Source organism: Psychrilyobacter sp. (assembly GCF_037132775.1).
Taxonomy (GTDB): domain Bacteria; phylum Fusobacteriota; class Fusobacteriia; order Fusobacteriales; family Fusobacteriaceae; genus Psychrilyobacter.
Genome location: NZ_JBAHZY010000101.1, coordinates 22,820 through 34,323 on the forward strand (window position 1 = coordinate 22,820; position 11,504 = coordinate 34,323).

Below are 11,504 nucleotides of genomic sequence, written 5' to 3' on the forward strand. Positions count from 1 at the left end.
TATAAATAAAAAGTGATTTCTAAATGTCAAGGAGAGGAGAACTTTTAAAACCCCCGAGGAAAGAATTAAAATATAACAAAAGGAGTAAAATTAATGAATAAGAGTAGCTTAAAAACCTTTGCGATCTGGGGGAGGAATGAACTCAGAGAAAATGTAAGAATAAAATTAGAAATTCTAGGGATAAATGAAAAAGGAATAACAGAGGGAGATACTCACAATAATTTAGTGAGTATCAACGGATTTGAATATAATAAGGGACAATATGATTCATTGATTAAAAAATATAATGACCTTGGATATACTGAACTAGTAGAAGAGGTTGCCTATACTTGGTTCAATAGATTGACGGCATTAGCATATATGGAGATAAACGAGTATAGTGATGACAGATTAATCTATAGTACGACTTCTAAGATAGAGCCTGATATCATGGATAACTATATGGAAGCTGATTTCTTTGAGGAGTTATCTCAAGATAGAAAAAATATGATCCATGACTTAAAGGATACACATAAATTAGAGGAGATGTACTCTATTCTAATAGAAGAAAAATGTCATGATTTATCTAAGATAATGCCATTTATGTTTGAGAAAAGCAGTGACTATACAGAGTTACTTTTTCCTAGTGGATTATTATTGGAAGATTCATTCTTGGTAAAGTTGAGAGAAGAGATTCAGAGTTCAAAGGATGAGGAAACGGGATTAGTTCCAGTAGAATTGATTGGTTGGTTATATCAGTTCTATAATTCAGAGAAAAAGGACGAAGTTTTTGAGGGATTAAAGAAAAATCAGAAGATAACTAAGGAAAATATACCAGCAGCCACTCAATTATTTACACCAAAGTGGATTGTAAAATATATGGCAGAAAATTCTTTAGGTAAACTGGCAGTGGAGAGTCTAGGTGTCAGCGAGAAGCTAAAGAGTGGATGGAAGTATTATATAGATACAGTTGAAAATGAAGAGTTGAAAGTTGAAAGTGAGAAGATAGCTATTGAGGATATAAAGATATTAGATCCTGCTATGGGATCTGGGCATATGCTGACTTATTCATTTGATCTATTATACGATATCTACGAGGATCTTGGATGGAGCAGTAAGGAAGCAGTCTTATCTATTCTTAAAAATAATATCTATGGGTTAGAGATAGATGACAGAGCAGGGATGCTAGCATCATTCGCTGTTATGATGAAAGCTAGGGAGAAATTTAGAAGATTATTTAGAGTTTTAGATAGATTAGATGAAGAAGAGAAGGTTACCCTGAATACCTTAGCTATACAAGAGAGTAATGGTATAGGAGAACAGACAGTTGATTTAATTATAAAATCTGAATTAAGAAATTTAAATAAACTTATTGAGGATTTTAAAGATGCTAAGGAATACGGGAGTATTCTCAAGTTAGACATAATTGACAATGTACAATTGACAATTGAAAAAAATAAATTAAAAGAAATTTACCAAAATCAGGGGCAGATGGGAATATTTGCAGGGGCATGGAATTTTGAAGAAGATCTAACCCTACTAAATAGATTGATCCAACAAGGATCAGTAATGGCGTCAAAGTATGATGTGACAATTACTAATCCGCCATATATGGGAGGGAAAGGATATAGCCCAACTCTAAAAAAATATGTAGAAAAAAAATATAAAGATAGTAAGTCAGATTTATTTGCTGTATTTATGGAAAAATGTAAAGAATTTACAATGAAAAACAAATATACTGCAATGATAGTAATGCCTTCTTGGTTATTTTTGTCTAGTTTTGAAAAATTAAGATATAAAATCATAGAAGAACAGACGATTGAATCGCTGCTACATATGGGAAGAGGTATATTTGGAATTGACTGGGGTTCAGTTGCATTTGTATTAAAAAATGAAGAGAACAAAGGCACACTTGGAAGTTATTATAGACTTCATAAAAGAAACTTTCAACATATTAAGTTTGAAGATATTGGAAAGATATATGAGTATTCTAAGGATAATTTAGACTATAAATATGATTTTGATATGTATAGAGATGAAGATGGCACTAATGAGATTCCTAAAGAAGGTATTAATACGGGTCAACAAATCAAATATCAAACTTCTCAAAAAGACTTCTCAAAAATCCCAGGGAGTCCAATTGCTTATTGGGTGAGTGATAGAGTGAAAGATATATTTTCTACCAGTGAGAAATTAGGAGATGTAGTAAAAATAGGTTCTCAAAATAAAACAGCAAATAATGATAAATTTTTAAGATTTTCTTGGGAAATCGAGCATATAAATTATGGAATTAATAAAAAATGGAATTTATATTCTAAAGGTGGAAGTTTTAGAAAATGGTATGGAAATACAGAAGTCGCAATAGATTGGTCAATTGAAGCTAAACAATTTTATCAAGAAAACAAAACTTCTAATTTAATAAATTCTGAATATTGGTTTAAAACAGGAATAGGTTATAATGATATTACTTCTGGAAATGTTTCTATGAGAAAATATGATTCACCAATTTCAGATATGGCTGGACCGGTCTTTTTAGTAAAAGAACAAATTTTTCTTTATTTAATTGGTTATTTAAATACTAAATTTATAAATAAATTATCAAAATTATTAAATCCTACTTTACACTTACAAGTAGGAGATTTAAAGAGTTTTCCTTTGATTATTTCAATGGAAAAAATTATTAGACAAAATATAAATATTTTAACCCAATCTTGTATCTCCATCGCCAGAGAAGAATGGGATTCCCGTGAAACAAGTTGGGACTTTGAACTCTCCCCTTTAGTTCCCCTCTCGATTCACGAGTATTCAGATTCTGATCAATTGAGCAAATCTGAAATATGGTCAAATAGAGGGGAAAGCACGGAAAATGAGCTTGAAATTAGCAAAGATTCGTGTTCATTGGTGGCAAGTATTAAAAAGGCAGTAGAATGTTACGAAAAGGTTTGGAGGGAAAGATTTTTCCAAATGCATAGTAATGAAGAAGAACTAAACAGATTATTTATAGACATCTATGGACTTCAAGATGAAATGGATGAGAAAGTAGAACTTAAAGATATAACGCTATTGAAGAAAGAAAAGAAGCTACTTTCAGTTGAAAGTGAAGAATTGAAAGTTAAAAATGAAAATCTTAATGAAGCAGAAAAGGAGCAAGGGAAGGTACTTACATTTGACAGGTCTGAACTTGTAAAACAATTTCTTTCATATGCAGTAGGATGTATCATGGGAAGATATAGTATAGATAAACCAGGACTAATTATGGCTAACTCTGATGATGACCTTGCTGTAACTAGTGGAAATCTACATGTAATAGGTCAAGATGGTGAAACTAGACATACAATTGAAAGTCCTAGATTTATTCCTGATGCTTTTGGAGTTATCCCGGTAACCAATGAAAGAGTATTTGAAAATGATATAGTTACTAGAATAGAAGAATTTGTAAAAGTAGTCTATGGATCTGAAAATTCAAATGAAAACTTAGAATTTATCGGAACTCATTTAGATATGAAAAAAGGAGAATCTCCTAGAGAAGCAATTAGAAGATACTTTATAAAGGATTTCTACAAGGATCATTTACAAAGATATAAGAAGAGACCTATCTACTGGATGGTAAACTCTGGTAAGAAGGAAGGGTTCTCAGCTCTAGTATATATGCATAGATACAGAGATAATACTATTGGAAGAGTAAGAACGGATTATCTGAATAGATATCAAGAGACTATGGAAAATATACTTGATTCTAATAGCAGAAGATTAGGAGATGAAGATCTAAAACCTAAAGATAAAAAGGTGATTGAAAGAGAAATAAAAGCTATTAATGGTCAGATAGATGAACTTAGAAAGTTTGCACTAGATATAAAAGATATAGCTGATAGAAAGATAGTTATAGATCTAGATGATGGTGTAAAGGTTAACTATGCTAAGTTTGGAAAAATATTAAAGAAGATATAGGTAATTTTAAATGTAGAAGAGCTCTGTAAAGGGTTCTTCTTTTCTTCTCTTATATTCTTTTAAATCTTTTAAAGTCTTTTAGTGGGGTTCTAGGATTAGGTGTTATTGGGATACAACTGAGAAGGAACCACAAAAGGTAGGAAATAAGACAACAAAAGGTAGGAGATAAAACCACAAAAGGTAGGAAACATGACAACAAAAGGTAGGAAAATCAAACCACGTTTATATATTATCGTGGTTGTTTTTAGATATGGGATATGTTAATATATACTTATAAAGTAAAGGGAGGAATTTCATATTGAGTAAGATTAGATTACATAAAAAAGTCAATTTACAACCGATAACCTTTGGAAAAGAGAGTATAATAAATACTTTTTATAGTATTCTTCAAAGGTATAATAAACAACATGAATATGAACCATTGATGATAGATAGACAAGAATTGTGGGAGATGGCAGGGTTCGAAGGAAAGTATAATACAGAACATGTTTTTGGGCTGATCAAAAGTTTAACCAAATCAGAAACATATAATTTAGAATCAATAGATCCAGAAATAAAATCAATTAGTGGTTCTATGTTTGTAATTACAAGTTATCCAGATGGGAATATAAAAATAAATGTTCCTGAAGATTTTAGAAAATATTTATTTTATAAAAAAGATATAGATTTGATGTATAAGGCAAAAGCTAAGGAAAGATTGAGTATAAAAGAATTGGACTACTATGATAAAGAGGTAAAACCTAAGAGTAAATTTTTGGTACTTTTAAAAAAAGCTGACATTTTAGGAATAAAAGGAAAATATAATAAAAGGTTATATAGTCTTTTAATGCAATTTAAGAAAACAGGTCTTTATTTTACGACTTGGGATAAATTTAAAGAAATATTAGAAATACCTAAATCATATAAATCGGGTCATATTGATCAAAAAATATTTACACCTGCAAAAAAAGAACTCCTAAAAGTAGGAATAGAAATATTGGAGATAAAAAAAATAAAAAAAGGTAGATCTATCAATAGGGTAGAAATATTATTTAAAGTAAATGAAAATACTAAACTTAAAGAAAATCAAGGGTTAGAAAGTAAGAATGAACAATTTGTGGGAATTGAAAAGAAAATTATATATACAGAAAAACAGATTGAAAATGCTATGTCGAAATGTTCTCAAGGTGAAAATATCCCAATAGAATTTTTAGAAAACCTTAAAAAAATGTCAGAAAAATTATTCATAAAGACTATTAGTGCGTATATAGAATAGTATTCTTATTTTGGAATGGGTAAGGGATGAGGAAGAAGATTAAAAAGGCAAGAATTAAAAGAAATTGTAGAAAATTCAATGAAATAAAATAATTCTAAAAGAGTCCTTGAAAAGGGACTCTTTTGTCTTGTTTTAAAGTGGTATTTGAGCTATACTTTTATTGGTAGTTTTATATAGAAGAAACTATCAATAATATGAAAGTCAGGTAGGTGAGTACATTTTGGCAAGACCAAAGTCTAAAATAGAAAGAAAAGTTGTGAATACTAGATTAGAAAAACGATTATTAGATATTATAAAAAAGAAAAGTGAAGAAACAGGGATTCCTATGAATAGACTTATAGAGGATGCTATAAGGGAAAAATATACAGAGGAGCTTAAGGGAGAATAAGAATGGATATCAATAAAATAAAAGATAACTTGCAGCAAAGATTTAATACTATTCCTGACTATCCCAAAAAGAGGCATATTATCTTTTGGTATGATGATGGTGGTAGTTTTAAAGATGTGATCGATGAGATAGAGCTGCCTAATATAAAGAAAGTTTATTTAGAAAAAGGTCTCAATAGAAGAGAAGAAGAGATAAGTACTAATATATTTGAGTTAAAATATGAATTAGAAGTTTTGGATAGAGAATCTAATTTTTTAATCTATAGTGAAAATGGTAGACCTGAAGAAAATAGAGAAAACTTTTTACTCGATATAGAACTGTATTCAGAGTACTTTGAAGCTAATAAATCTGCAATGATTGTAGAAGAATTTAATTTTGATAGACTTAACTATGAAGTGACAAGTATAGTTAAAAAATATGAAGGGTTCTTTGGCAGTAAAGAGAGAAAAGAAAAACTAAAAAAACTACTAGAAAATATAGAGCCTCATACTATAACCGTAGAGGAGTTACAACTAGGGATACTTGCGAGCTTATCTAGTAGTAAAACTCTAAATATAGAAGATATTTTAACCAATATAACCTTAGATAGATCAAAGTTAGAGATGATAGAAAAATGGATGAATTTAGAAAGTTTATATAAAATTATAAAGAGTAAATATGATTTAACAGTTGATTCTTTTGAAAAGTTTTTAAAGACAATATTGGTAGTTCATTTTTATAGGAGTATTTCTAAAGGAGAAGTACATAGGAATCTAGAAAATTACTATATTGGAAATAAACCAGAACTATATTTATTTGCTGAGCATTTACTACAAAATAAACATACAGAAGCTATAGTGAAAAAAGAGTTCTATTCTTTAGGAAGAGATCTAGCTATTGATGAAAGAATAAAAGAATTAGATCTTGAAAAACAAGTGTCTGGAATATCATTTGAATTATTTGATCTATTTGTATTAAAAGAAATAGCCGAGAGGGTAACAGAGGGCTTAAAAGATTATGATAGGTATAGAAATTATATCAATATAAGACTGGATAATACATTGTGGAAAGAAAAATATAGTCATATGTATAAAGCCTTATTAAGTGCTATTAATTTCATAGAGATGATGGAAGAATTACATATAGAGAATAGGAACAGTGCTCGTGGAGTAGTAAAGGATTATATGAACCATTATTATAAAATAGATAGTTATTATAGAGGTTTCTATTATTCCTATGATAAATCACAAGATCTAGAAATATCAGGAATACTAGAAGAGATTAGTAAAAAAATATCTTTAGAATATGAAGATGAATACTTAACTCCTCTATGTGATGAATGGACTGATAATATAGAAAAAAAACAGCTGCTCTCATTACAGAAAAACTTCTATAAAGATCATGTAAGAAAATGTGATACAAGGGTAGCAGTAATTATATCAGATGCTCTTAGATATGAAGTTGGACAAGAAATATTAGAGAAATTAAAAAAAGAAGGTAATAGCAAGGAAGTTAGTATTCAAGGAATGATAACTGAATTACCTAGTATAACAAGTCTTGGAATGGCTAATTTATTGCCTCATAATGAAAAGCTACATTATGATATAGAAAGCTCTAAGGTTACTATTGATGGAATAGACACTGGAAATACTATAAATAGAGAGGCAATACTTATTAAAGAAGAAGTAGAGTCATCTGCTATTGCATATAATAAATTTAGAGAATTAAACAGAACTGACCAAGAAAACCATATAAAAGGAAAAAAGGTTATTTATATTTATCACGATACTATAGATATAGTCGGAGATAAAGGTAAAACAGAAAGAAATACATTTAATGCTTGTAAAGAGGCTGTAGAAGACATTACAGGGCTTACTAAGACACTTTCTAGTCTAGGTGTAGTAAATGTATTCATAACCAGTGATCATGGGTTCCAATACGAAAGAGAAGCTGTAAAAGAATATAATAAGTTAGATCTAATCAATCAATATGAAACTCTAGGAAAAAGATATGCCTTAGCTAAAGATGAGTATGAAGAAAAAGGATGTATTACATTACAATTTGATAATTATAGTGGAGTATTTCCAAAGAGAACACAAAGAATAAAAGCTAGTGGAAGTGGATTACAATTTGTTCATGGAGGAACCAGTATACAAGAGGTTCTTATACCACTTATTAAATTTAGAAGTGGAGCTAATGCAACTAGATCTAAAAAAGTAGGAGTGAGGCTAAAGAAAGATATTGCAAAAATAACATCTAATATTACAAGATTTAGTTTATATCAATTAGATGCTGTAAGTATCAATGATAAAATAATAGAAAGAGATGTAAGGCTTGCTCTATATGATATAAATGGGACAAAAGTGAGTGATGAAGTAAAGCTTAGAATAGATGAAACCAATGAAAATACGATTCATAGCTTTAGACTTACATTGAGTGGGGCGAGCAATGAAAATGTAATATTAAAAGTCATTGATTCAGAAAATGGAGATATATTAGATTCTAGAGAATATAGTATTAATCTAAGTATTACAGCAGATTTTGAGTTTTAGGGAGAAGAGATGGAGATAAATAAGATTGCAAATGAAGTTTTTACTGGGAAAGTAGTAAGAAAAGATTTGGTATCAAAAATAAAGGGTGGAGCCAATGTACCGGTATATGTATTAGAATATTTACTGGGAATGTATTGCAACCACACCGATGAAGAAACTATAGAGATAGGGATGGAGAAAGTAAAAAAGATTCTTTCAGACAACTATGTAAGACCAGATGAAGCAGAAAAAATAAAATCAAAAATTAAAGAGTTGGGGACTTATACTGTTATAGATAAGGTTAGTGTAAAACTTAATGAGAGAAAAGATATCTATGAGGCTGAACTTTCTAATTTAGGAGTAAAAGGAATTGCATTAGAAAGTTTTTATATCAAACAACATGAAAAACTATTAAGCGGAGGAATATGGTGTATATTAACACTTAGTTACGAATTTGATGAACTAAGTGGTGGGATTTCTCCATTTAAAGTAGATAAATTGAAACCTATTCAGATAGCTAATCTTAAAATGGAGGAGGTATTTGAAGGAAGAAAGAAGTTTAGTAAAGAAGAATGGATAACATTTTTGTTAAGGTCAAGTGGAATGGAACCCAGTAATTTTGATAATGATGCTATATGGCACTTATTAACTAGAATGGCACCCTTAGTAGAAAATAATTATAACTTATGTGAGCTCGGACCAAGGGGTACAGGAAAATCATATTTATATAAGGAGATAAGTCCTAATTCTATATTGCTTTCAGGAGGTCAAACAACGGTTGCTAATTTATTTTATAATATGTCTAGAAGGCAAATAGGTCTTGTAGGTTATTGGGATGTCGTAGCTTTCGATGAAATATCAGGTATAAAATTTAAAGATAAAGATGGAATTCAGATAATGAAAGATTTCATGGCGAGTGGATCTTTTGCTAGAGGAAAAGATGAAATAAATGCAAATGCTTCTATGGTTTTTGTAGGAAATATAAATCAAAGTATAGATGTATTAGTTAAAACTTCTCATCTATTAATTGATTTCCCACCAGAGATGAATAATGATCCTGCTTTTTTTGACAGAATGCATTCTTATGTTCCTGGTTGGGAAATACCTAAGCTAAGTCCTGCTTGTTTTACAAAGGAATATGGGTTTATAGTAGACTATATGGCAGAAATATTTAGAGAATTAAGAAAAATATCATATGGAGATGCTATAGAAAAATACTTTAATTTGGGATCTCAATTAAATCAAAGAGATACTATAGCAGTAAGAAAAACTACTTCAGCTCTTATAAAGCTCTTATATCCTCATGGTGAGTACACGAAGGAAGATATAGAGGAAATACTAGTAAAAGCTTTAGAGTACAGAAGAAGGGTAAAAGAGCAGCTTAAAAAGATGGCAGGGATGGAGTTCTTTGCTACAAACTTTTCTTATATTGATAAAGAAAGTGGAGAAGAGATATATATATCTCTGAATGAACAAGGTGGAGGAAAACTTATCCCTGAAGGGCAACTAAAAGCAGGATCAGTGTATGCTGTAACAGAGTCAGTTGGGCACTTAAAAGGTCTTTATAAAGTAGAAGGTCAGATATCATCAGGAAAAGGTAAAGTAAGCGTATCAGATAATAAAATGAAAAAAACATTTGAAAATGCATTTAATTATCTAAAGATAAATTCTAAACAGGTAAGTGGAGTCATAAATGTAACTGAAAAAGAATTTTATCAAACGATTACCGATGAAAAAAATACAGGATTGCCTAAAAATATAACATTGGGTGGATTCATCTCAATGTGTTCTAGTGCTTTAAATCGTCAAGTATTACAGCAACTAGTAGTAACAGGTGACATGGCTTTATCTGGGACTGTACTCAAAGTATCGGAGTTGGCTAATATATTACAAATAGCCAAGGAAGCAGGAGCCAAGAAAGCTCTTATACCTATAGTTAATGCTCCAGACCTTGCAACACTTCCGCCAGATATTTTAATGGAAGTACAACCAATTTTTTATAGTAACCCTATAGAAGCAGTACAAAAAGCACTTGGATTTAATTAAAGAAAGGATGGAGATATAAATGAAATATAGAGCAGTAACATCTGAAAACTTCTATTTCAGTGAGATAAAAAGAGCATGTAAGTTTTTATTAAAAAATAAAGATATTGAGGATATGAGAGAAGAGTTTAAGGAGAGAGATATCCTTGATGTAACTAGTCCAAATAATTTTAAAAGAAAGTATTTATGTGTGAGGAAAAGATTAACTTATTTAACAGATGAATTAAAAGAATACCTTGTAAATAGTGATAGCCAAACAGGTAAGGTTATTAATCTTTATACAATTTTATGTACCGAAAGGATTATATTAGAATTTGCAGATGAAGTAATAAAAGAAAAATATCATACCTATGATTACTTAATCTATCAAAAAGATTTTAATAGATTCATAGAATTTAAAGCTGATCAATCTGATATAGTTAAAAATTGGAGTGAAGCAAGTAAAAAAATAATGGTCGTTAAAATGAAAAACTTTCTTACAGAGGGTGGATTATTAACTAAATTAGAAGAAGGTAAGTATAAGATTACTAGACCTATAATCCTTCCTGAAATAAGGGAAGAAATACATAGGAATGGAGAAAAAGAAATATTAAAAGCGATGCTATACTAAAAGGAAGTGTGGAATGAATAATCTAAAAAAGAGATTGAATGACTTAATAAAAAAAATAGATAGTGATGAATTCTATGAGAATAGAGGCTTAGCTAATGAAGTTCCTTTTTATATTTTTGATTATGAACCTAAGAAAGAATTAGAGATGAGAGATTTTATAAAAAACGAGTTAATTCCTAAGTTTTCAGAAAATGAAAGTAGAGTCAATGCAGTAGAAATAGATCTATTTGATTTGATGTTAGAGAGTTTAGAGAATGATGGAATACTAGATAAATCCTTTAAACTAGAAAAGAAAAAAGGAACGCAATTTCTCTATGAAAAATTAAAGCAGAGTTTTAATTCAGAGATAATAGTTAAATATATAGAGAAGAAGAGCAAAGATAATAATTTAGTATTAATAACTGGGGTAGGAAAGGTATATCCAATAGTTAGAACTCATACAGTACTCAATAATTTACAAAATATCTTTGATTATAAAAAAGTAATACTATTTTTTCCAGGAGAATATACCAATATAGACCTGAGTTTATTTGGACAGTTTAAAGATAATAATTACTATAGGGCTTTTAAGATATAGATTAGGTGTAAAAATATATTTCTAACGATTAGAAGAGGGTTGTTAAAAACTCTCTTGGGGCTGTTGCAAGTTTTGTGTAAACTCTAAAAATTAATGTAAAACTTTTATAAAAAGAGGAGTAATAATTCTTTAATTATTGCTTCTCGTTTTTAATATATTAGAACTTTATTTTTTGTATGTCAATAGCAGAGCCT

At 29.5% G+C, this 11,504-nt stretch carries 7 protein-coding genes; all 7 read left to right on the forward strand.

Annotated features, from left to right (window positions below; translation table 11 throughout):
- Window positions 1-93: 93 nt before the first annotated feature.
- The 7 genes from pglX to V5784_RS06720 all read left to right on the forward strand — a co-directional run bounded on the left by pglX (window position 94) and on the right by V5784_RS06720 (window position 11,310).
- Window positions 94-3,927, forward strand: a complete 3,834-nt coding sequence (gene pglX / locus V5784_RS06690; protein WP_336888259.1) for a BREX-1 system adenine-specific DNA-methyltransferase PglX — start codon at window positions 94-96, stop codon at window positions 3,925-3,927.
- Window positions 3,928-4,225: 298 nt separating this feature from the next.
- Entirely contained in the window at window positions 4,226-5,182 is a 957-nt protein-coding gene (locus V5784_RS06695; protein ID WP_336888260.1) for a replication initiation protein, read from the forward strand.
- Window positions 5,183-5,402: 220 nt separating this feature from the next.
- Window positions 5,403-5,570 (forward strand): ribbon-helix-helix protein, CopG family, encoded by a 168-nt coding sequence (locus V5784_RS06700; RefSeq protein WP_336888261.1) that lies wholly within the window; start codon window positions 5,403-5,405, stop codon window positions 5,568-5,570.
- Window positions 5,571-5,572: 2 nt separating this feature from the next.
- Window positions 5,573-8,101 (forward strand): BREX-1 system phosphatase PglZ type A, encoded by a 2,529-nt coding sequence (gene pglZ / locus V5784_RS06705; protein ID WP_336888262.1) that lies wholly within the window; start codon window positions 5,573-5,575, stop codon window positions 8,099-8,101.
- A gap of 9 nt (window positions 8,102-8,110) precedes the next feature.
- Complete coding sequence (brxL, locus tag V5784_RS06710; RefSeq protein ID WP_336888263.1) at window positions 8,111-10,126, forward strand: protease Lon-related BREX system protein BrxL; 2,016 nt, start codon at window positions 8,111-8,113, stop codon at window positions 10,124-10,126.
- A gap of 19 nt (window positions 10,127-10,145) precedes the next feature.
- Window positions 10,146-10,733 carry a DUF1819 family protein gene (locus V5784_RS06715; RefSeq protein WP_336888264.1) on the forward strand — a complete coding sequence of 196 codons (588 nt, stop codon included), beginning with the start codon at window positions 10,146-10,148 and terminating at the stop codon, window positions 10,731-10,733.
- A 13-nt stretch (window positions 10,734-10,746) separates the two neighbouring features.
- The gene (locus tag V5784_RS06720; RefSeq protein WP_336888265.1) at window positions 10,747-11,310 is read left to right on the forward strand and encodes a DUF1788 domain-containing protein; all 564 of its coding nucleotides are present in this window, start codon (window positions 10,747-10,749) and stop codon (window positions 11,308-11,310) included.
- Window positions 11,311-11,504: the final 194 nt, after the last annotated feature.